This window comes from Marinobacter sp. E2, assembly GCF_055755345.1.
On record NZ_CM146911.1, the window covers coordinates 2,563,570 to 2,584,820 of the forward strand.

Sequence of the window (21,251 nt, forward strand, 5' to 3'; positions counted from 1 at the left end):
GTAGGGCTTGGTCGCGCCGTCCTTGGCGCTCCACATTTCTGGGAAAGCCTTCCCGACACCACCACCGCTTAGCCAGGCACCATAGCTTGAACTCTCCTCACGCCTAACCTGCCTCAAGATCCGTTATACTGCTGTTACAACCATTCCAATAGCGCCAATGCAGTAGTCGAACCATGACATCCCTCGGAACCGCCTCCGTCGCCGCCCTCCGCCAGTATGTCCGTGCCGCTGAATCGGCAGGCGTCGACACCCGGCAGATTTTCGAAGCGGTGGGCCTTAACCCAACCATCCTCGACACCGACGACGGGCGCATCAACGGCGATCAGTTCCAGCGGTTTATCCGGTGTTTGTGTGAGCAGACCCGCAACCCGATCCTGGGCCTGGAAACCGGAGATTTTGTTCAGCCCGGCTCCTACAGCGTCTTGGGCTACATCACCATGAGCTGCGCCACTCTGGGCGAGGCCGTGGCACGAATCGCTCCGTTCGAGAAGCTGGTAGGCGACATGGGTACCACCAGCCTGGCCATGAAGGGCGAGGACATCCGGCTCAACTGGAACTGCAACTACACCGATCCGGTGGTGCGCCCGCACCTGGTCGACAACGTGTTCGCTTCATGGGTGAACTACGCCCGCTGGCTGGCCGACAACCAGGAGGCATCCCCAAGCTGCGTGAGACTCCAACGACCCTCACCTGGCGCTGGGGTGGAACAGGCCTACCGGGAACGCTGGCGGTGCCAGGTGATCTTCTCGGCGGGCGAGGACAGCATCACGCTGAAGAAATCCCTGCTGGAAACCCGCCTGCGCCAACCGGACCCCATGCTTCGCAAAACCCTGGAAGCCCATGCCCTCAGCCAACTGGCCGCTCTGGATACCGACAGCGACCTCTCGAGCCGGGTTCGCCACAGCATCCAGCAGCAATTGATGCACGGCATTACCCGGCAGGACATGGTGGCGGACGACCTCGGCATGACCAGCCGAACGCTGCAACGGAAGCTGAACCAGGAGGGGGTGTCGTATCAGAAACTGCTGGACGAGGTGCGGCAAACCATGGCCGAGGACTATCTTCGCAACAGCGAGCTGGCTATTCCGGATATTGCGCTGAGGCTGGGATACAGTGAAACCACGTCGTTTCACAGGAAGTTTAAAGCGGTGACGGGGAAAACGCCGGGGGAGTTTCGTCAGTCAGGGACGAACCCGGAGGCCTGAAAAGCGAGGCGGGCAGCGCTTTTCAGGACTGTCGTTGGCCATGGATGGCCAACGTCAAGCGCACAGGGATGTGCTCGTAGCGTGTCCTGAAAAGCGGTACCTGCCCGGCGACTCCACCGAGCTCAAAGGCTCAGGGTATTATTTAGAGCTTACGGCCTTTACCCGCAGCAATACGCAACCGCAGGGCATTCAGCTTGATGAAGCCTTCCGCATCCTTCTGGTCGTACGCACCCTGGTCTTCCTCGAACGTGGCAATCTTCTCGTCAAACAGGGAGTCTTCAGACTTCCGGCCGACAACATCCACATTGCCCTTATAGAGCTTCAGACGAACCGTACCGTTCACGTAGGCCTGGGTCTGGTCAATCAGCGCCTGCAGGGCCTCCCGCTCCGGGGACCACCAGTAGCCGTTATAGATTACCTCGGCGTAGCGGGGCATCAGACTGTCTTTCAGGTGAGCCACTTCGCGGTCCAGAGTGATGGACTCGATGGCGCGGTGCGCCCGCAGCATGATGGTGCCGCCCGGGGTTTCGTAGCAGCCGCGGGACTTCATGCCCACGTAGCGGTTCTCGACGATGTCCAGACGACCGATGCCGTTGGCACCCGCCAGCTTGTTCAGGGTTTCCAGCACCTCGTGGGGCTTCATGGCCTGGCCATCGACGGCGACAATGTCGCCCTTCTTGTAGGTCAGCTCCACATAGGTGGGCTTGTCTGGAGCGGCTTCCGGAGACACACTCCAGCGCCACATATCCTCTTCGGCTTCCGCCCAGGGATCTTCCAGGTTGATGCCTTCGTAGGAGATGTGCAGCAGGTTGGCATCCATGGAGTACGGGCTCTTGCCCTTCTTCTTCTCCACCGGAATGTTGCGCTCGTCGCAGTAAGCCAGCAGCTTCTCGCGGGAGTTCAGATCCCACTCACGCCAGGGTGCAATCACCTTCACGCCCGGCTTCAGCGCGTAGGCGCCCAGCTCGAAACGCACCTGGTCGTTACCCTTGCCGGTGGCACCATGGGAGATGGCATCGGCGCCGGTCTCGTTGGCGATTTCCACCAGACGCTTGGCAATAAGGGGACGGGCAATGGAGGTACCCAGCAGGTACTCCCCCTCATAGATGGTGTTGGCGCGGAACATCGGGAACACGTAATCGCGCACAAATTCCTCGCGCAGGTCCTCGATGTAGATCTCCTTGACTCCCAGCGCCTTGGCCTTGGCCCGCGCCGGCTCCACTTCCTCGCCCTGGCCGATGTCGGCGGTGAAGGTCACCACCTCACAGTTGTAGGTGTCCTGCAACCACCGCACGATCACGGAAGTATCCAGGCCACCGGAATAGGCCAGCACCACCTTTTTGATATCAGACATGCCCTTGCTCCAGACTGAACAGAATGGATGTGTTGAAAATAAGGGCGATATTGTACGGGACAGCGGAGGGAATGGCTATAAAGCCCCTCTCCCCCGGCGGGAGAGGGGTTGGGGAGAGGGGGGGAGATTCTCGCTTCGCGTCAACCAGCCTTCTGCTGACCAATCGCCTCGTCGCGAATACCATCCCAGCCTTCTTTCACGGAACGCAGCAGGTTGAGCACCTCGTCCAGCTTCTGAACATCGTTCTTGGCGCTGGCTTCAAGCAGGGTCCGCTCCATGTAATCGTAGAGCGCCTCGAGTCGCGCAGCCAGATCGCCGCCTTGCTCGAAGTCGAGGAATGACCGCAACCCGCCAATGATCTCGATGGCCTTGTTCAGCAGTTGTGCCTTTCCACCGTAATCCTTCGCCTGCATCTTGGCCTTGGCCATGTTGATGCGCTCGATAGCACCGTTGTACAGAAGCTGGATCAGCTTATGGGGATCGGCATCAGTGATGCTGGTTTGGGTGTTTACGCGCTGGTATGCCTGTAAACCGTTCATATCAGACCTCTTGGTTCGCTAACCGGCTGGGGCCGATCAGTTGTTGTTCCGGTTGTTCTGGGGCGCAAGCGCTGCCAACTGCTGGCTTACGTAATCCCGGGTACTATTCAGTTGGGAGATAAGGGAGTCTGCCGCTGAGAACTGGCTAACCAGCCGCTCGCGATATGCGGCAATACGCTCTTCCAGTCGAGCCCGGTTCTCCTGAATCTGTTCCAGGTCGCGATTGAGACTCTCAGTCCGAGATTCAATGGCACCATCTGCACCTACAAAACTGCTGACGAGATCAACCGTTCTCTCCGCTACCCCCTCAACAAAGGTAATCGAGCCCCGACTCCCCGTCTGATCGCCCAGGATCCGAACCTGTAAGCCGGACCCACCGCCATTACCGTTTCCAAGAAACAGTACCTGGCCGTCTCCTTCAGCGGTGCGGCCACCGATCGTGCCTGCGACATCCAGGCCGGAAGTTCCGGTGGCAACCGACAAACCGTAAGCGGATCCGTCTTCAACTGTAGTCAGGCTAACGTTCGAATCACTGCCGTAGTCTGAAGATGTGAAGGTCAGTTCTCCACCGCTTCCAACACCCACCTGGACACTCGAGCCCGACGCCTTCAAGGCGTTATTTGCATTTAATTGGGCCTGGATCTCATCCGCTAGTTCCTGAGCGGTGTTGTAGGTTTGCTGTGTTAGCTGCACGCTGACGGACGTTTCACCATTTACCCGGAAAGTCAGCTCGTCGTTGCCCACGCCGATTGTCACGGGTGCAGTGAACGCGGCACCAGCAAGCGAACCCTGGGTTGCAGCCTGGGTGATGTTGATTTCGTACCGGCCCGGCTCAGTATTCAAGCCGCTCCGAACGAACTCGACCTGACTATCTGTTGTACGGCCTTGCTCCGCAAACAGCGCCGTCACATCGTCCGGATTGTTCTTCAGCTGCTCTTCAAATTTGGCGCGATCAAACTGCAGGCCACCGGTTTCAAAATTGGTGGTAATACCCACATCGGCCAGGCTGCGAACGCTCGAATTTTCCAGGCCAGGCACAACCCGCGTCAGTACCTGACGCAATTGGTTCTGGATTGAGCGAACAGTGCTGTCACCGGTGAGAAGGCTACCCACGCCAGCTTCGGCATTGAATCCAGCAAGGCTATCAATCGTGGACTGCAGCACATTGAATTTATCGACAAAACCCTGCACACGATCGGCCACCGCACCAAAGTCCTGCTGAACCTTGATAATCGAGGAGCCAGTCTCCGTGATGTCGAAAGTCAAACCGTCGATTACATTCTCGAAACTGTTGGTCGAGCGGGTAACTTCAACACCGTTTATTTTCATAACAGCATCAGAAGCCGCAATCGTCTCTTTCAAACCGGCATCGACATCCATGCCGCTGTTGAACGCAAATCGAGACAATCCCTGGTTGTCGGTGTCTGTACCACCGGTATCACCGGATACTGATATACTTACCGCATTCGCCGTTCCAGTCTCGTCTGCAGATAGGACCAACTGGAAGCCATTTCCAGTGTCAATCACACCCGCAGAAACTCCCGCATCCGAATCATTGATGGCGTTGGCAAGTCCCTGGAGCGTGTCGTTGCTGCCGTCAATGGTAATGTTCGTCGTTTTATCGCCAACATTGAGCGTCAGTGTGCCCTGCCCGACGCTGGTTGCATCACGATCTGCAAACACATCCCGCGAAGCCAAAGCCTGCGCGCCGGCAAGACTGGTTACATCAACACTGTAGGTGCCGCGACTGGCCTTGGTGCTATCGACGGAAACCCCGATCCCTTCGTTGGACGAGCTTGCAGAAAACGCCTTGAGATTATCCGGAGCACTGAGCTGGCGCATGGGTAGGCGCAGTTCTGTAATAGCGCTGCGGAGCTTGCCATAAGCTGACAACAAAGCCTGCGTTTGCTCTGTTTTCTGTTTAAGCCTGTTTTCAGTGGGCGCGCGCTCGGCCTGAACCAGCTGATCAACAAGATCAGAGGTCAGAACGCCAGAACCAATACCCAGCGATGAAATGCTTGCCATGCCAATGCCTCCTCAAGGGGGCGAATCTCTTAATTGTTCAGTTTATCGGCAAAAAGCGGCAAAACTTTGCCTTTTTATTCCACCGATTTGTAACGCTATGTAACAGCGATGCAACTCCGGGGGTCAGAAAAAAACCTTCTTCTGCGCCCATCTTTACGCCGCACCCAATACGCAGAACACCGCCGGACCCTCACGGGTGCGGCGGTGCTGAAATACCGTTGTTCGTATCGGCTGAACTAAGAGCAACTGCTCTTATACTTTGATACTGAACAACGTCAGCGGTTCATCCTGCTGCAAGTTTTCTGCCAACCTCAATGCCACTTCGTCAGGAATCTGGCGAATGACTTCCTGGGTCGACTGATCCACGACTCTCACGATCGTCTGCCCAAGTTCGTTATCCACCTCAAACTGCAGATCCCGTTGCACATTCTGAACAAAATCGTTCAATTGGCTCACCGCTTCATCAAGCTCTTCCCGCTGGACCTCACTTCTTGCCTGGAGCTTTTCGGCTTTCGAGGCCTCCCGCGCTCTCTCGGCGCCCGGCGCTTGATTGACAGCGGATGACGAACCAGCAAGGTCGGAGGCATTCCTGCCTACGGCCTGAGATGACGAAATTGCCCGAGCCAGGGCTTGTTCACTGGTACGAACCAGCTTCAGATCCGGGCTGTTCAGGTTAACGTCATTCATAGCTTTACCTCGCTATCCTCAAACGGCGTTAAACCGGAGCCCGTAGACTCCGGTTCATACCGCCATGCCCCCATTACTGCAGGAGGGACAGAACCTGCTGCGGCCGGGCGTTCGCCTGGGCAAGTACGGAGATACCAGCCTGCTGCAGCACCTGGGCCTTGGACAGCTTCGCGGTTTCTGCGGCAAAGTCTGCGTCCAGTATCCGGCTGTTGGCGGCACTCAGGTTCTCTGAGGTGGTTGCCAGGTTTGCGATGGTGGACTCGAAGCGGTTCTGAATGGCGCCCAGTTCACCTCGGAGGCTGTTCACTGCAGTCAAGGAAGCATCTACTCTCTTGATGGCGTCATTTGCAGCGTCGACGGTACCGACCCCCAATGACTCAATAGAGCCAGAAGAAAGAATTACCTCATCGACAGAGTATCCGGCATTGGACGGGGTGTTTCCCCCAATAACAATGTTCTCTGAAGACTCCAACGTGAGCGAGCCATTCAACGTCACTGCGGTGCCAACCTTGTCAATCGTTACAGAAGTATCTTCGACATCGGTCGCAGTAGTAAAGCCACCAGTCACTGTTGCAGCAGTAGTACTAGTTGACTCGGCTACAGTTTGCTCAATTTTAATGTTCTCGCCATCATCAGCGATCAACGAAACTGTCCCACCATCGTTCACCGCACGAACATTAGTCTCATCCGTACGTGCGTTGACTGCAGCCACAAAGTCGTCTGCAGTGATACTATTAGTCCCTGCACCCAAGTCTTGCGCAGAAAAGATATTTACGTCATTTATCTTTAGACTGTAGGTATCACCAGCATCGCCACCCACTACGGTTGCAAAATTTAACTCCTGGACGTTAGTAGCGTCTACATTTAGCCCGCCGACATTCGCGGCGTTGATCGCAGCAGCAACTGCTTTTGCGGATCCATCGGCGCTAGCACCGATAGTCTTGGCGTCTCCATCACCGACTTTGATCGTTAGATCGCCAGCAGCAAGCGCAGTCCCCGCAACAGTTCGTGTGTCTTCGGCAACAGCCCCTATTTGACTGATCCGTGTTCCTTGCGTTAAGTCGATTCCGATGGTCTCACCAGCATTCGCGCCAACTTGGAAATCTTGCCGCCCAAAGGTTCCATCCAGGACTTTCAATCCATTGAACGCGGTCTGGCTGGAAATTCTATCAATTTCGTCCAAACGAGCTCGAACTTCGTCGTTGAGGGCTTGACGATCCGAATCACTGTTTGTGGCGTTTGCAGATTGAACGGCCAGATCACGAATTCGCTGGAGGTTGTTAGTAATTTCTTCGAGCGCCCCTTCGGTGGTCTGCGCCAGGGAGATGCCGTCATTGGCATTTCGCTGGGCAACATTCAGACCTGAAATCTGGGACTGAAAACGAGTAGAAATTGCAAGACCTGCCGCATCGTCTTTAGCAGAGTTAATACGTAGACCCGAGGACAAACGCTCGAGAGCCTGATTGCTCAAATCCTGAGACTTCTGAAGCTGATTCTGAGCGGATATCGACGCAATGTTAGTGTTAATACCGAGAGCCATAATGCTTCTCCTTCGACGGATGTCGTTTTTTCATGGAAAAGGTCTGGCGCCCTTTTTCAGTCTGGGAGCGCCGCCCTGTTACACCACTTAACGGCGCCATTTCCGGTTGCTTTAGAAAAAAAAACCTCCGTTTTTGTTAACAAATGTAAAACCGGCAATTTAATTCCTTCCAAACGGCAGCTCTTTGGCGCGTTATGTTTTCCTGAGAAGACCACGAGACATAGAAACCTGTTTAAAAACAAAACGATAAGCTTTCCCCCATAGAAACTGGCACATCCTTCGCTTGTCACCCTGAAAAACGGCAATTTAACGAATTTCAGCCGGCAGAGGTTCCCATTAAAGATCGGGCACCAAGCTTCCGGCACCTCTGAGCAGGGAGAATAGATATGCCTCAGGTCATCAATACCAACATTGCTTCGCTGAACGCGCAGCGTAATCTGAATGCCACCCAGGGTGAAGCCAATGTAGCACTCCAAAGGCTCTCATCAGGTTTAAGAATCAACTCCGCGAAAGACGACGCTGCAGGGTTAGCCATATCCGAGCGCTTTACGTCTCAGATCCAGGGGCTCAATCAAGCTATTAGGAACGCGAATGATGGCATTTCGCTGGCACAGGTTGCGGAAGGCGCACTCGGGGAGTCCGGCAATATTCTTCAGAGGATTCGGGAACTGGCCGTTCAGTCTGCAAACGCCACGAACTCGGCATCTGACAGGAAAGCACTTCAGGCAGAGGTCAATGAATTAAAGGAAGAGCTTGAGCGCATTGCTACAACCACTGAGTTCAACGGCTTAAAACTCCTTGATGGCTCTTTCCAGGCACAGCAGTTCCAAGCAGGCGCGAACGAAAACCAGACAATTGCCGTTTCAATTGAGGGCGCCCGAATTAAGGATCTAGCGAACAACACGCTTACTGCGTCCAATAACACGCTCAATTCTGGTACGGGTTCGGCCACTGAAGCTACATCGACGGTCCTGGCTCAAAACACAATCGGCGAACAAACGTTGACAATCTCCAGCTCTCTGGACACGCAGACGGTCAGTATTGAGCGGGGCGACACAGCAGAGGCTATTGCCGCAGCAATCAATTCTTCAGCTGCCACCACTGGAGTAAGCGCATCTGCCCGAACTGAACTCAGCGTGAGCAACAATCTGACCGGCACTCCTATCTCGGTCCCACAGACGGTCACGTTAACCCTGTCCAATGGGGAATCGGAAGCGACAGTTTCTGCCCAGATTACAGACCAGAATGACTTTTCACCACTAGCCCAAGAAATCAACTCATCATCCGGCCGCACAGGCATTACTGCGAAGGTTGAGGACGATGGATCTATTACACTGACTCATCCAACAGGCAAAGACATCCTCATCAAGGATTTCACGGCGGCTGATGGACAGGAGATTGCTGTTCGGGGCAGCGGCGATCCTTCTGCGACTGTGCTAAACAGTGGCCCAACGGCGCCTGTTGATGACAGCGTTCGGGTTGCGGGTGAGATAACCTTTGATTCAGCAGTCAGCTTTGCGCTTCAGTCAAGCGCAACTCAGGCCGCGCCGACCGCCGTAGATACGGGAAGCATCTTGAGTGCTCCGGAGGACACCTCGATCGGCTCAAACCCTGAGGATGTCGCAGGGGTGGACATCAGCACTGTTGAGGGTGCAACCGACGCTTTGGCCATTGTCGATGCAGCTCTTGAGACGATCAGCGGTATTCGAGCCGATTTAGGTGCTGCACAAAACCGACTGGAATCGACCATCGCTAACTTAAGCACCACCTCGGAAAACCTGTCTGCGGCTCGCTCGCGAATTCGCGATGCAGACTTCGCAGCAGAATCCGCCGAATTGGCCCGAACCCAAGTACTCCAGCAGGCCGGCCTGTCCGTCCTTGCCCAGGCTAACGCCAGACCACAGCAGGTCCTGCAGCTGCTACAGGGTTAAAGGCGTAAAACTAGACAGTGAAATCAAAACGGTCGGGTCATTAGCCCGGCCGTTTTGCTTTAAGATTGCTCTTAATTCACGGTGGTTCGGATAAAAACTGGGCGCTAGACTAGGCCTGTTTAGCTAAGTTTAGGTGCGCAAACCATGGAATCCATCAACATGCACGAAGCAAAAACCCGCCTGTCGCAGCTTGTGGCTCGTGCGGCCAAGGGTGAAGCCTTCATTATCGCAAAAGCTGGTAAACCGGTGGCCCGCGTAACCGCTTACGAGTCCCCCGAAGCAGGCCAGCGAAAGAGGATCGGCTTCATGGCTGGTGAATTCACCGTACCAGATGACTTCGATCGGATGGGTCAGGATGAGATAGTCGACATGTTCGGAGGCTGACGTGAATCTGCTTCCGGATACTCACATTCTGCTCTGGGCGGCAGCTGAGCCTTTCCAACTATCACCGGAGGCGACGGAACTGAGCGGCAATGAAGAGAGCCGCCTGTTTTTCAGTGCTGCCAGCCTTTGGGAAGTCATTATCGAAAATGGTCTGCGCGGCCGGATATTAGAGTTGACCCTGATTTGCTGAGGCGCGGCTTTGTCGATAATAGCTATTCTGAACTGCCGATCACCTCGCAACACACACTTGCAGTTGGCCACCTTCCCGACATACATAAGAATCCTTTCGACCGGATTCTGGTTGCCCAGGCAGAGGCTGAGGGTTTTTTGCTGCTTACCTCTGATGAGCTGGTTGCACGTTATCCGGGGCCAGTGCGGTTGATTTAGAGATCTTCGTGAGTTTGTCGGATTACGCTTCGCTAATCCGACCTACTGAGCGGACTCAACCTCCCCTCAATAACACTGGCCAACCCCATCACCAAACTGGCACACCTTTCGCAATACCTCCCTCAAAGCACGGCAAACCGTCAAAAAAACTGCAGACCTTTGCCGCTTCCCAATGCGGCTGAATTCACGAGGTGTCCCATGCAAGCCAAGCATCAAGTCCAGGTTTCCCGATCTACCCAGGCTGAGGTGGCTCGCCTGCTGCTGCAGGCAAACCTCGCCTACGGCGAATCGAACAGCGGTGGTCTCAGCCACATCCAGCGGCTAAAGGCGCGTCAGGAATGTCGCGGTTATCTGAACGAAGCTCTGACGCTTGAGCCGGAGAACGCCGGTGCCCTGGGCCTGCTTGGCCGGGTGGAACTGGATGACGGGCAGTTTGAGCGGGCCCACGCCCTGTTCAACGCCAGCCTGGACCAACAACCTGGGCAGGCTCAGCAATACTGCAACCTGGGCTACTGGGCGCTGAAAACCGAGCGTCCGGCGCTGGCTGAGCATTACTTCCTGCAGGCGTTGGACTACGACCGGCAATCGGCCGCCGCTTTTTGCGGGGTGGCCCACGCCAAACGACTGCAGGGCCAGTTCGATGTGGCCTACCTGCACTACCGCAAGCTGCTTGAGACAGGCGCCGAGTGGGACTCTGTATACAGCGGTATGCTCAGCTGTGCCTCGCACCTGCACGTTAACACCGCCGATTCCGCCCTGGCCCTGGATGCCATTGCCCTGCTTCAGCGGGACGGTCTGCCGCATCAAGAGCTTGGCCGTTTCGTCGCCGCCATCATTCATCAACAGTACGATCTGGACAATCCAGACGCGCAGATTTTCCTGGATGCCGCTTCCGAGGACGAACTTCTGATCCTTGCCCTTCAGAAAACCCTGATGCCCAACCCGGCGGTGGAAGAACTGGTGACGTTGCTTCGCCGGGCCATCATCGCTGAAGTGGCACAAACCGTGGAGCTGCGCGACGAGCTGCAACGCCTGACCCTGGCCATTGCACAGTACGCCGACAGAACCGGGTATGCCCTGACGGCAGAAGATGATGAATCGCGCCTGGTGTCTGCGATTAACGACAGCATCCAGGCACAACTTGCCATGGGTGAAGAGCAGGACGGCATGGTCGGTTCGCTGATGATCAGCGCCATGTACGGAGCCCTGTTCCACCAAAGCTTTGCGCCCCGACTTGGCCAGTGGAACCTGGTGGACTGGCCTCTGGCACTCCAACCCGTGCTGGCCGCCAGCTACTACGACCGGGCCGAAGAAGAAGCCGTAAAACAGAACTTCGACGAAAAGGCGGAAGAGCTCTGCCTCGAGAAATCCGACGTGCCCCAGGCCTGGCCGGCCTGGTCGCAACTGGCTTACCAGAGCGAATCCAGCCTGAAAGCCCTGATGGCCACCGAACTCGGGCTGGCCACGGACAACCTCCCGAACACCCTGCGCATCATGGTATTCGGTGCCCGTTCTGGCCAGCGCGCCATGGAACTGGCCCGCTATCTGGATGACGTGGAAGTGATTGCTGTGGACGAATCCCTGACAAACATCGCCAAGGCTACCCGTATGGCCGGGGACATGGGCCTGGACAACATTGTGTTCTGGCCCTGGTCTATCGCCCAGCGCTTCGTGGCAGACGGGCACCAGGTTCACTGGATCGAGGTTGGCCGCCTGCCCTCACCGGCCATGATCGACCTGTCGCTCGCCGCTTTGGTCAGCGAAGCGACTGCGGGCGGTGCCGTAGTGCATATGCACACCGCCGTGAGTGAGCAAACCACTGGCGATCGGCAAATTCGCAGGCTGATCAGCGAGCATCAGCTGCAACCAACCCGCCAGACCTTGCGTCAGCTACGCCGCATGGCACTGGCAAACCGGCAGGACGGCACCTGGCACGACCTGATTTCCGACGCCGATTTCTACAGCCTGGGCGGCTGCCGGGACCGCTGGTTCCGCCAGCAAGACACCGCGCAACTGAAGGCACTGATGGCGCTGGTAAGCAACGAAGTGGACTGGAAGCTTGTGAAAGCGCGCGATGAGGACGGCCACAGCCTCGCTACAGGCCCGGTGCAACAGCAGATCCAGGCGGAAGCACTGGGGAGTGAGGTGCAGAGTCTGATGGGGCAGAATCTGAGTGTTTATTTTGTGAAGCGGCGTTGATGCAGATTCGGTGAGTTGAGTAGACCGCCGCCCCCTCTCCCCAACCCCTCTCCCTCAGGGGGAGAGGGGCTAAATAGCGATACTCGCCAGGTTATGTCGTTAACCTCCCACGTCCCCACACGGGAGAGGGGCTTAATAGCAAAATCCGCCTGGTTACGCTGTTATCCTCCCCTCTCCCCTGGCGGGAGAGGGGCCGGGGGGAGAGGGGGAAGAACTCTCGCCGCTCAATCCAACTCCCCCTCTACCACCCGATCAATCTCCGCAAGCACCACATCCGTCTGCCGCAAGATCTCGTGGTTCCAGAATCTCAAAACCCTGTAACCCTGGGCTCTTAGCCACGCATCTCTTTCCCTGTCATAAGCTGACTCATGATGCTGCCCTCCATCCGCCTCAACGATCACTCGCGATCCGAAATGCACAAAATCCACGATATACGGCCCTAACGGCTGCTGTCTGCGAAAGCGCTTTCCATTAAGGCGGTAGGCTCGAAGGTGATACCAGAGATGCCTTTCGGCATCGGTCATGTTTTTACGCAGGTGCTTAGCGAAAGCGGTTTGGTGCATAGTTCATCCTTGAAAACTCAGTGGGCTTCCTGCCCGGTTTTGAAAGGGGGTAACCTGCCATTTCTCCCCCTCTCCCCAACCCCTCTCCCTCCAGGGGAGAGGGGCTACATAGCGAAGCCCCTCAGACTGCGACTACCCTCCCCTCTCCCCCTGCGGGAGAGGGGCCGGGGGAGAGGGGGCAATCAATGCGGCGGCTCCACCGGAGCCAACATCCTTATCAGATATAAGGAATCAAAGACTCCCCATACAAATGCAGATCCTCCAGAATATGCCGCCGCTCGGGCGTCAGTTCCGGATCCGCAGCCAGACGTTGCAACTCCTGCCCATAAGCCTCCAGTGATCGCCAGCCCTTCTTGGGGTGCATCAACCGCTCACTGCGAAATTTCTCCCAACGCTCCATCTCCTCGCCCTGGAGAGTGCCCGGATAGTTGCGGGCCCGATAGCGGAACAGCAGCTCCTGCAGCCGGTCGTCCTCAAAGTTCACGTCGATCTCACCGAGGGTTTCCACCGGCTGCTCAAGAACCCAGTTCAGCTTTTCGCGGTCGGCCTTGCTGATAAAGCCGCCAGCGTAGAGCTGTTCGTCGGGATCGGTCAGATCGCTCTCGTGAGGCTGGTCGAAGGCGTCTGCGATTCTCGCAGGGAGATCGGGCGCCTTACGTAACTTGGCCAGGTTGGCCCGTAGTGTGTCACCGTCAAGCGCAAGCTCTTCGAGGCGCTCAGGCGACAGTGTCGAGAGCATGTTGGCCGGCGCCAGTACCGGGCATTTGTTGAGTTGCACGCCTTTCAGAGGGAACCGATTTACGCCCTCTCCCAGCTCAGACTGGGCCGTGAAAACGCGAGCACGAATCTCCTCGGCTGACGCGTTGATCAGCTCGGAAGGATCTTCACGAAGGTCGTACACGATCACCAGGTTCTTGTTGGTTGGGTGCTCGGCCACCGGTGCCACCAAGGCACAGCATCCACGGCTCGCCGGATACTTCGCCGAGATGTGGAACACAGGCTTCATGCTCGCGGTATCCAGCATATTCCTGGCAGAGTGCTTGTCCTTGTTTTGAAGCACAAAATCGAAAAGCTTCGGCTGCCTTTCCTTGATCAACTTCGCCACGGCAATCGTCGCCTCCACGTCCGACATGGCGTCGTGGGCGGCTTCGTGGGCAATGCCGTTAGCTGCGGTGAGTTCTTCCAGCCGGAAACTCGGACTACCGTCTTCTTTGCGGGGCCAGTTGATGCCCTCCGGGCGCAAAGCGTAAGTCAGGCGCACCATATCAATGATGTCCCAGCGGGAATTGCCGTTCTGCCATTCACGGGCGTAGGGGTCCCGCAGATTGCGGTACAGGGTGTGTCGGGTCACTTCATCGTCGAAGCGCAGGCTGTTGTAGCCCACCACGCAGGTTCCCGGCTGGCTGAAAGCCTCGTTGATCTGGGCAATAAATTCGGCTTCGGGAAAACCGTCTTCCAGGGCCTTTTGCGGCGTGATGCCGGTAATCAGGCAGGCTTCGGGTGATGGCAGGTAATCGTCTGCTGGCTTGCAGTAAATCACCAGGGGGTCTTCGATAATGTTCAGATCCGCATCGGTGCGAACACCCGCAAACTGGGAGGGCCTGTCGTGCACCGGGTCTACCCCGAAAGTTTCGTAGTCGTGCCAGTAGAACGAGCGGATCAAGGGACTGAACTCCTGCCAGGTCAATAACAAACAGGCTGGAGTTTAGCATTTAAAACAGCTTCGTCCCCATATCCTGCCTGTGTGTCTGCAACCGATCCACACCCTGGGTGATCAGTTGGTTCATATTGACAGTCATACTGGTGGGCAGGTTGATGAAAACACCCTGGCCTGCGTTGATCACCGTGGAACCGTCCGGGCTCTGCCAGTCCACACCCTCGCGCTGGAAACCAATAAAGAAGTCGCTGGTAAAGCCAGTGGTGCCGTCGGTGTTTTCTTCGCCGACAATCAGGGATTGGAGCTGTGTGAGCGGCGCGCAATTAACGCCGGCGGCGCAATCGGCCGTTCCGTCATTGATACCGATGTGGCTGGCACGGTAATCCGTCGCTACCGTGTTCTGGTCAAACAAGGTGGCGTCGTAGACGTTTCCAGAACCATCGTCCAGCTTCAGTCCGATATTGCCGCTGAAGCTACTCGTCAGCGACGACACCGACCCCCGGGCCTGTGCGAAGCCCATCCGAAAGCCAGACAGCCGGTCACCCTCTGTGGGGTCTGAAGCCAGTTCTATGTAGGGCTGGATGGCCTCGAAGTGTACGGTTTCTCCGGCACTGTAACTGCGGCCATTGAACTGCACGCCGTCGGTTCGCGCAATGTGGCCCAGGGCGAGATGTTGCGCCGCGAAGTCAATTCCCTGGTCGGTTTCACCCACCTTGATGTTGTCCACATTCACGCGGGTTTCAACATCCACACCCAGGGTCATGCGAGTGAACTCGTGATTGGTCCCCGGGATGTTCTCAACCTGCATAAAAGCCTGCCCGGTCACCTCACCCATCGTGTCATCTGAAATGGGCTGCAATTCGGCCTGGACAACGGGCACAATCCCCAGGCAGAACAGGGTGACGGCAGCGTATCCGTACGCTTGCTGTCTCATAATCTTGTGTCTCTGAAGTAGTGGCTTGAGTCAGTTTCCGACGCCCGACTCATCTGCGCGCCGTCGATTCTTCTGTTTTTCTGTTTTTCCGGGCGCAGGCAGCAGGTCTTTTCACTTTTTATTTGCCGCAAACACACTATAACCAAGGCATATCGGCCAATAGAGTGAGCGGAGTCACAATCACTGCTTACACTTCCGCAATAGATGAGCAAGTTTGAACACAGTCACAAACACAACTCCCTCAGAACTTACAGTGCCTTACGAAAGATTACGATTGATGTAGCTGACATGTACATAAATTAACGCGCTGCTATACTAAGCGCCCAAATTTTGCTCACACCAACGGCCATTCACACATGACCACCCGCATACTGATCTGCGACGACTCCGCTCTTGCCAGAAAACAGATGGCCCGCGCCCTGCCAGAGGGTCTGCGTGGAGAGGTCAGTTTTGCCAAAGACGGCGCGGAAGCCCTGGAGCGACTGCGCGCCCGGGAAGCCGAGCTCATGTTCCTGGATCTGAACATGCCGGAAATGGACGGTTACCAGGTGCTTGAGCACGTGCGCCGGGAAGACCTGCCGGTCATGACCATTGTTGTGTCTGGCGATATCCAGCCGGAGGCCCGTGAGCGGGTAAAAAAGCTGGGCGCGCTCGACTTCATCAAGAAACCCACCGACACCGGCATTGTGCTCGATTTGTTGATGGAATACGGGATGTACCGCCCGGGCGAGTTGGAAGATGTCGCGCTCCAGGACAGCAGCCTGAAAAGCTCGGGCAAGGCAGCCCCGGAAATCTCGGTGTCGTTGAATGACTACCTGCAGGAAATCTCCAACGTGGCCATGGGCCGCTCCTCGGATCTGCTGGCCAGACTACTGCGGGTTTTCGTCAAGCAACCCATTCCCAAGGTAGCCTTTCTGGCCAACTCCGAGCTGCACATGGCCATATCCTCGGTGAGCGAGAGTGACACCTATTCGGCCGTCTGCCAGGGCTTTACCGGCGCCGGCATTGCCGGAGAGGCGCTCCTGTTGTTTGCCGACGCTAGTTTCCAGGAAATGGCAGAGCTCCTGCACTACGAGGGCCTTGAGGGTGAAGCCGTGAATGTGGAGGTGCTGATGGACATGTCGAGCATCCTGTTCGGGGCATTCCTGAAAGGCATCGGCGATCAGCTCGACCTCAAACTGGGTCTCGGCCACCCGACCGTACTGGGGCAGCACCGGCAGATCAGCGAGTTGCTTGAGCACCATAGCGCCCGGGAAGAACAGCTGCTGTGTATCGAAATCTGTTACACCCTGGAAGATCGGGACATTGAATGCGACATGCTGATCCTGTTAACCGAGGATTCCGTGCCCTTCCTTGAAGATCGCCTGCAGTACCTGGTGGACTGACCCATGACCATGAACGACGTTGAAGCGAACTCCTTCCACTGGCTGGTGGACATGATCGAATCGGTTGAGGTGGGCCTGGTGGTGCTGGACCTGGACTTCCGGGTGCAGGCCTGGAACGGCTTCATGGAAAACCACAGCGGGATCACCGCCAGCAAGATCCGCAACCAGGTGCTGTTTGACGTGTTCCCGGACATTCCCAAGGCCTGGCTGACCCGTAAGGTGGATGCGGTGGCACTGTTGAACACCCGGGCGTTTACCTCCTGGGAGCAGCGGCCCTACCTGTTCCAGTTCCGAAACACCCGCCCCATCACCGGCACCGAGGAATACATGTTCCAGAACCTCACCATCAGCCCTCTATCAGGGCCCACCGGTGAGGTGGAGAAGGTCTGCCTGATGGTGTACGACGTGACTGACATCGCCAGCAGCAAAATGGCGCTGGAACGGGCCAACGAGCAGTTAGCCAAGCTGAGCATGACCGACCGCCTGACCGGCCTGCTCAACCGTGGCACCTGGGAGAACCTGGTGGATGCCGAATTCGAACGCTTCCGCCGTTACGGCCACACCACCAGCCTGGTGATGTTCGACATTGACCACTTCAAGCCGATCAATGACACCCATGGGCATCTGGCCGGTGACGAGGTAATCAAGCACACCGCCAGCCTCACCCGCAACGCCATCCGTCAGTCAGACAGCGCAGGACGCTACGGCGGCGAGGAGTTCGGGATTATCCTGCCGGAAACCGATGCCGAAGGCGCGCGGATTATATGCGAGCGCATCCGCGAGACCATTGAGCACAGTGTGGTGGAAACCAGCGTGGCGCCGATCCGGTATACCGTGAGCGTCGGCATTGCCCAACTGACCGACGAGCCAGAAAATTACATGCAGTGGATGCAGAAGGCCGATGAGGCGCTGTATGCGGCCAAGGAAGGTGGGCGGAACCGGGTGGTGGTTGGTTAAAGATCGCCCCCTCTCCCCAACCCCTCTCCCGCGAGGGGAGAGGGGCTAAACAGAGCAGACCGCAGACTCTGTCGTCATTCTCCCCTCTCCCCTCGCGGGAGAGGGGCCGGGGGAGAGGGGGCTGGAAATCAATCCTGCTGCCAGCTCTGCACCGCTTCCTTACCGTGCTTCTCCCGCCACTCGTTCAGAGTCTTGTGGTTACCACCGCGGGTTTTGACCACTTCACCGGTGTGAGGGTTTTTGTAGGTTTTCAGCGGACGCTTCGGGCGGCTGCCGGTTGCCACATCGGCCTTGGCGCCAGCGACGGAAGGATCGATGGCGGTAAGAATCTGCAGCACGTCCTTCGGTGACTTGTCAAACTCCTTCATCAGAGCGCGAACCTTGTTCTCAAACTCCAGTTCGCCCTTCAGAGCCTGGTCTTTTTCAAGCTTCTCCAGCTCTGCCGCAAGCTTTTCCATAAGCTGTTTCTTCTGGTAATAATCGTTAATCTTTGCCATGGAATTAAAACCTTATTCAAATAGGGGTTTTAAAAACTTCAAATACTCAGATGGAGTTGACTAAAAGTCACCAAAGATATTAGTGAAATAATTCAGCCAAGGCAAAACTATTTATTTACGAAGCCTTAATAAAAAGCCGGCTTGGTCGCCGGCTTTTGAACGCGGATTACCGAATATTTCTACAATCGCAAATCTGCATCACCTAATGGCAACACACCCTTCAGGTCAAATAATACGCCTCCGGGTTTTAAATATGCCCTCAATTCACTGGCTGTTTTTTGAGCATATTCGCGATGTGGGACGGCAAGAAATACCGCGTCATAATCTCCCGATTTCGGCGAATCCAGAAGCGAGATTCCATATTCTTCCTGGGCTTCTTCGTTGTCGGCCCAGCAATCGGTGATATCGACGGTACACCCGAAATCCTCAAGTTCGCGAACCACATCAATAACCCGTGTATTTCGGATATCCGGGCAATTCTCCTTGAAGGTAAAGCCCATGACCAGCACCCTGGACGTGGCAACCGCATGATTGCTTTTAATGAGCGCTTTCACTAATTCCGATGCGGCGTACGGCCCCATATTGTCATTTACTCGGCGGCCAGCCAGTATAATTTCCGGGTGATAGCCGATGGCCTGTGCTTTGTGAGTGAGATAATACGGGTCAACGCCAATGCAGTGCCCGCCCACCAAACCGGGCTTGAACGGCAGGAAGTTCCATTTGGTACCCGCAGCGGCAAGCACCTCGTGAGTATCAATCTTCAAACGGGCAAAGATCATTGATAATTCGTTCATCAACGCGATATTGAGATCGCGCTGGGTGTTCTCAATGACCTTGGCTGCCTCGGCCACTTTGATGGAGCTCGCCTTGTGCGTGCCTGCGGCAATAATACTTGCGTAAAGCTCGTTCACTTCGTCGGCGATCTCCGGCGTTGAGCCGGACGTTACTTTCATAATGCTGGTGACCCGATGCTCTTTGTCGCCCGGGTTAATTCGCTCAGGGCTATAACCGGCAAAAAAGTCCTGGTTGAAATTCAGACCAGACACTTTCTCCAGCACCGGAACACAAACCTCTTCCGTGGCACCGGGGTAAACCGTCGATTCGTAAATAACAATGTCGCCGCGTTTTAATACCTTTCCAACCGTTTCACTGGCTTTTACCAGTGGGGTCAGATCCGGTGTTTTGTATTCATCAATGGGCGTGGGAACCGTCACAATATAAATCTGGCAGTCTTGAATACCTTCCAGCTCACTGGTGAAGGATAATCCTGAAGCCGCAGACAACTCTTCTCGAGACACCTCTCGGGTGTAATCGATTCCTTCCTGCAGTTCTGCGATACGTCGGCTGTTTATATCAAAACCAACAATCGTGCGCTTCTCACCGAACGCTGCGGCCAGAGGAAGACCCACGTACCCAAGACCAATCACCGCAATTTTCTTCATATGACATCCCTTTCCGGAAATACAGTTGTGCCTGTCGGCTCTATTCAGCTGGAATGATTATGTATGTATCGAAAGCGGATTGAAAACACCTTTTCAGTGCCTGCTTCGCCCCCGCATCGCCATGGACAATGCGAATTTCTCTCGGCGGGACCGGCATGCCTTCAACAAACCGAATCAGGTCACTCTGCCCGGCGTGGGCAGAATAACCGCCCACCTGATGAATCCGGGCCCGAATATCAAAACGCTCACCATCCAGTTCCACCCAGCCTCCACGAGGGCCGTACTTCAGGATATCCCGCCCCGGCGTACCGGCCGCCTGGTAGCCAACAAACAACACGTCGTTGCGCGGATCCTCCAGCATCGCTTTCAGGTAGTTCACGATCCTGCCCCCGGCGCACATACCGGAGCCCGCCAGCACAATACACGGGCGATGGGAGCGGGCCAGATAATCCACCGCATTCAGGTGATCGTCGTGGGCATTGATGACCGTGAGCTGCTCGAAGGAGAGCGGATGCCGGCCCTGCCGAACCAACTCTGTTGCTTCAGCATCCCAGTATGGCTTCAAATCGCGGTAAATCCGGGTGAACTCCGCAGCCAGAGGAGAATCAACAACGATTTCGAGATCGTTCCAGTTCAGGTCGCTTGTCGGATTACGGCTTTGCCTAATCCGACCTACGGAATCAGAGGCACTTTCGTAGGTCGGATTAGCGCCGCCGCGCGGCGCGTAATCCGACACCCCGCCAACAGGCTGCTCCCCAAATTCGTGAATCAAACTCTCAATCTCGTAAAGCAACTCCTGCGTCCGCCCAATACTGAACGCCGGCACGAGCACCGTGCCACCATCCTCCAGCGCATGTACGAGTACCGCCTTCAACCGGTACCGCCGTGTTTCCCTGTTCTCATGGTCCTTGTCACCGTAGGTGCTTTCAATAACCAGTCGGTCTGCCCGCTCCGGCGAATCGGGCGCAGGCAATAGGGGCGCATGGGGCGAGCCAAGATCGCCACTGAACACAATCCGCTCCTCTACCTCACCACAACGGGCATCGCATTCTACGTACGCCGATCCGAGGATGTGCCCGGCCCGCTGCAACCGGACCGATAGCGAGCACTCACCGTCGTCCAACACCTCGTGCCATTCACCGTAAGGCACCGGCACCAAACGAAAGCGGATCAGATTCAGCACCCGCTCAATCAGATCGCGGTCCCGTGTAAAGCCAATTTTGAGGGCATCTTCCAGAATCTCTGGCAGCATGATAGCTGAGGGTTCGGAACAGATGATCGGACCCTCGAACCCGGCGGCCAGCAGATAGGGAATGCGCCCCACGTGGTCGATGTGCACATGGGTGACCACCAGGGCCCGGATATGGCTTATGGGAAAATCGATGGAGAGATCGGAGGCGGAGGCGCCGCGGCCTTCGTCCTGGCCCTGGAACAGGCCGCAGTCTATGAGAATGCCTGACGGGCTGCCCTTGTCGGACAGGGTCAGCTCATGGCACGAGCCGGTTACGCCAGAGGTGGCGCCGTGATGGGAGATATCTATCATCATCAACAGTCCTTGTTGAGAT

General features: G+C 56.3%; 19 protein-coding genes. 8 read left to right on the plus strand and 11 right to left on the minus strand.

Annotation, left to right across the window (positions count from 1 at the left end; genetic code table 11):
• The first annotated feature begins 173 nt into the window (after positions 1-173).
• Positions 174-1,205, plus strand: a complete 1,032-nt coding sequence (locus AC0J1C_RS11690; protein ID WP_473044030.1) for an AraC family transcriptional regulator — start codon at positions 174-176, stop codon at positions 1,203-1,205.
• Positions 1,206-1,347: 142 nt separating this feature from the next.
• Here AC0J1C_RS11690 and AC0J1C_RS11695 read toward each other — a convergent pair whose 3' ends face one another.
• The 5 genes from AC0J1C_RS11695 to AC0J1C_RS11715 form a co-directional block, all read right to left on the minus strand.
• Entirely contained in the window at positions 1,348-2,559 is a 1,212-nt protein-coding gene (locus AC0J1C_RS11695) for an argininosuccinate synthase (protein WP_375191726.1), read from the minus strand.
• Between the two features lie 140 nt (positions 2,560-2,699).
• Positions 2,700-3,098, minus strand: a complete 399-nt coding sequence (fliS, locus tag AC0J1C_RS11700) for a flagellar export chaperone FliS (RefSeq protein WP_473044031.1) — start codon at positions 3,096-3,098, stop codon at positions 2,700-2,702.
• Positions 3,099-3,134: 36 nt separating this feature from the next.
• On the minus strand, positions 3,135-5,123 hold the full coding sequence (fliD, locus tag AC0J1C_RS11705) for a flagellar filament capping protein FliD (RefSeq protein ID WP_473044032.1): 1,989 nt from the start codon (positions 5,121-5,123) through the stop codon (positions 3,135-3,137).
• Positions 5,124-5,375: 252 nt separating this feature from the next.
• Positions 5,376-5,810, minus strand: coding sequence for a flagellar protein FlaG (locus tag AC0J1C_RS11710; protein WP_375191723.1), 435 nt, complete (start codon positions 5,808-5,810; stop codon positions 5,376-5,378).
• Positions 5,811-5,883: 73 nt separating this feature from the next.
• Positions 5,884-7,350, minus strand: a complete 1,467-nt coding sequence (locus AC0J1C_RS11715) for a flagellin N-terminal helical domain-containing protein (protein WP_375191722.1) — start codon at positions 7,348-7,350, stop codon at positions 5,884-5,886.
• 386 nt (positions 7,351-7,736) lie between these two features.
• On the opposite strand from AC0J1C_RS11715, the gene AC0J1C_RS11720 reads away from it, so the two are divergent.
• The 5 genes from AC0J1C_RS11720 to AC0J1C_RS11740 all read left to right on the plus strand — a co-directional run bounded on the left by AC0J1C_RS11720 (position 7,737) and on the right by AC0J1C_RS11740 (position 12,251).
• Positions 7,737-9,281: a flagellin N-terminal helical domain-containing protein gene (locus tag AC0J1C_RS11720; RefSeq protein WP_473044033.1), complete on the plus strand. Its 1,545-nt coding sequence runs from the start codon at positions 7,737-7,739 to the stop codon at positions 9,279-9,281.
• 144 nt (positions 9,282-9,425) lie between these two features.
• Positions 9,426-9,665 (plus strand): type II toxin-antitoxin system Phd/YefM family antitoxin, encoded by a 240-nt coding sequence (locus tag AC0J1C_RS11725; protein WP_473044035.1) that lies wholly within the window; start codon positions 9,426-9,428, stop codon positions 9,663-9,665.
• A 1-nt stretch (position 9,666) separates the two neighbouring features.
• On the plus strand, positions 9,667-9,855 hold the full coding sequence (locus AC0J1C_RS11730) for a type II toxin-antitoxin system VapC family toxin (protein WP_473044037.1): 189 nt from the start codon (positions 9,667-9,669) through the stop codon (positions 9,853-9,855).
• Positions 9,849-10,052, plus strand: a complete 204-nt coding sequence (locus tag AC0J1C_RS11735; protein WP_473044038.1) for a PIN domain-containing protein — start codon at positions 9,849-9,851, stop codon at positions 10,050-10,052. The genes AC0J1C_RS11730 and AC0J1C_RS11735 overlap by 7 nt, the downstream gene beginning before the upstream one ends.
• Before the next feature lie 198 nt (positions 10,053-10,250).
• The gene (locus tag AC0J1C_RS11740) at positions 10,251-12,251 is read left to right on the plus strand and encodes a tetratricopeptide repeat protein (RefSeq protein ID WP_473044039.1); all 2,001 of its coding nucleotides are present in this window, start codon (positions 10,251-10,253) and stop codon (positions 12,249-12,251) included.
• A 224-nt stretch (positions 12,252-12,475) separates the two neighbouring features.
• Here AC0J1C_RS11740 and AC0J1C_RS11745 read toward each other — a convergent pair whose 3' ends face one another.
• The 3 genes from AC0J1C_RS11745 to AC0J1C_RS11755 form a co-directional block, all read right to left on the minus strand.
• Positions 12,476-12,814, minus strand: coding sequence for an endonuclease domain-containing protein (locus tag AC0J1C_RS11745; RefSeq protein ID WP_473044040.1), 339 nt, complete (start codon positions 12,812-12,814; stop codon positions 12,476-12,478).
• 217 nt (positions 12,815-13,031) lie between these two features.
• Positions 13,032-14,477 carry an exodeoxyribonuclease I gene (sbcB, locus tag AC0J1C_RS11750; protein WP_473044041.1) on the minus strand — a complete coding sequence of 482 codons (1,446 nt, stop codon included), beginning with the start codon at positions 14,475-14,477 and terminating at the stop codon, positions 13,032-13,034.
• Between the two features lie 49 nt (positions 14,478-14,526).
• Positions 14,527-15,405: a hypothetical protein gene (locus AC0J1C_RS11755; RefSeq protein ID WP_473044042.1), complete on the minus strand. Its 879-nt coding sequence runs from the start codon at positions 15,403-15,405 to the stop codon at positions 14,527-14,529.
• 356 nt (positions 15,406-15,761) lie between these two features.
• On the opposite strand from AC0J1C_RS11755, the gene AC0J1C_RS11760 reads away from it, so the two are divergent.
• Both AC0J1C_RS11760 and AC0J1C_RS11765 read left to right on the plus strand, forming a co-directional pair.
• Entirely contained in the window at positions 15,762-16,790 is a 1,029-nt protein-coding gene (locus AC0J1C_RS11760) for a response regulator (RefSeq protein WP_473044043.1), read from the plus strand.
• A 9-nt stretch (positions 16,791-16,799) separates the two neighbouring features.
• A complete protein-coding gene (locus AC0J1C_RS11765) occupies positions 16,800-17,747 on the plus strand; it encodes a GGDEF domain-containing protein (protein ID WP_473046538.1) in 948 nt (315 codons plus the stop codon).
• Positions 17,748-17,875: 128 nt separating this feature from the next.
• On the opposite strand, the gene AC0J1C_RS11770 is transcribed toward AC0J1C_RS11765, so the two are convergent.
• From AC0J1C_RS11770 to AC0J1C_RS11780, 3 genes are all read right to left on the minus strand, one after another.
• Positions 17,876-18,244, minus strand: a complete 369-nt coding sequence (locus tag AC0J1C_RS11770; RefSeq protein WP_473044044.1) for a histone-like nucleoid-structuring protein, MvaT/MvaU family — start codon at positions 18,242-18,244, stop codon at positions 17,876-17,878.
• A gap of 179 nt (positions 18,245-18,423) precedes the next feature.
• Complete coding sequence (gene tviB / locus AC0J1C_RS11775; protein ID WP_473044045.1) at positions 18,424-19,686, minus strand: Vi polysaccharide biosynthesis UDP-N-acetylglucosamine C-6 dehydrogenase TviB; 1,263 nt, start codon at positions 19,684-19,686, stop codon at positions 18,424-18,426.
• 40 nt (positions 19,687-19,726) lie between these two features.
• Positions 19,727-21,229 (minus strand): MBL fold metallo-hydrolase RNA specificity domain-containing protein, encoded by a 1,503-nt coding sequence (locus AC0J1C_RS11780; protein WP_473046539.1) that lies wholly within the window; start codon positions 21,227-21,229, stop codon positions 19,727-19,729.
• Between the last annotated feature and the right edge of the window lie 22 nt (positions 21,230-21,251).

Bases quoted from the DNA above. Each gene is read 5' to 3' on its own strand.
- AC0J1C_RS11690 (WP_473044030.1), top strand. From the start codon at position 174: ATGACATCCCTCGGAACCGCCTCCGTCGCCGCCCTCCGCCAGTATGTC.
- AC0J1C_RS11695 (WP_375191726.1), bottom strand. From the start codon at position 2,559: ATGTCTGATATCAAAAAGGTGGTGCTGGCCTATTCCGGTGGCCTGGAT.
- fliS (WP_473044031.1), bottom strand. From the start codon at position 3,098: ATGAACGGTTTACAGGCATACCAGCGCGTAAACACCCAAACCAGCATC.
- fliD (WP_473044032.1), bottom strand. From the start codon at position 5,123: ATGGCAAGCATTTCATCGCTGGGTATTGGTTCTGGCGTTCTGACCTCT.
- AC0J1C_RS11710 (WP_375191723.1), bottom strand. From the start codon at position 5,810: ATGAATGACGTTAACCTGAACAGCCCGGATCTGAAGCTGGTTCGTACC.
- AC0J1C_RS11715 (WP_375191722.1), bottom strand. From the start codon at position 7,350: ATGGCTCTCGGTATTAACACTAACATTGCGTCGATATCCGCTCAGAAT.
- AC0J1C_RS11720 (WP_473044033.1), top strand. From the start codon at position 7,737: ATGCCTCAGGTCATCAATACCAACATTGCTTCGCTGAACGCGCAGCGT.
- AC0J1C_RS11725 (WP_473044035.1), top strand. From the start codon at position 9,426: ATGGAATCCATCAACATGCACGAAGCAAAAACCCGCCTGTCGCAGCTT.
- AC0J1C_RS11740 (WP_473044039.1), top strand. From the start codon at position 10,251: ATGCAAGCCAAGCATCAAGTCCAGGTTTCCCGATCTACCCAGGCTGAG.
- AC0J1C_RS11745 (WP_473044040.1), bottom strand. From the start codon at position 12,814: ATGCACCAAACCGCTTTCGCTAAGCACCTGCGTAAAAACATGACCGAT.
- AC0J1C_RS11755 (WP_473044042.1), bottom strand. From the start codon at position 15,405: ATGAGACAGCAAGCGTACGGATACGCTGCCGTCACCCTGTTCTGCCTG.
- AC0J1C_RS11760 (WP_473044043.1), top strand. From the start codon at position 15,762: ATGACCACCCGCATACTGATCTGCGACGACTCCGCTCTTGCCAGAAAA.
- AC0J1C_RS11765 (WP_473046538.1), top strand. From the start codon at position 16,800: ATGAACGACGTTGAAGCGAACTCCTTCCACTGGCTGGTGGACATGATC.
- AC0J1C_RS11770 (WP_473044044.1), bottom strand. From the start codon at position 18,244: ATGGCAAAGATTAACGATTATTACCAGAAGAAACAGCTTATGGAAAAG.
- tviB (WP_473044045.1), bottom strand. From the start codon at position 19,686: ATGAAGAAAATTGCGGTGATTGGTCTTGGGTACGTGGGTCTTCCTCTG.
- AC0J1C_RS11780 (WP_473046539.1), bottom strand. From the start codon at position 21,229: ATGATAGATATCTCCCATCACGGCGCCACCTCTGGCGTAACCGGCTCG.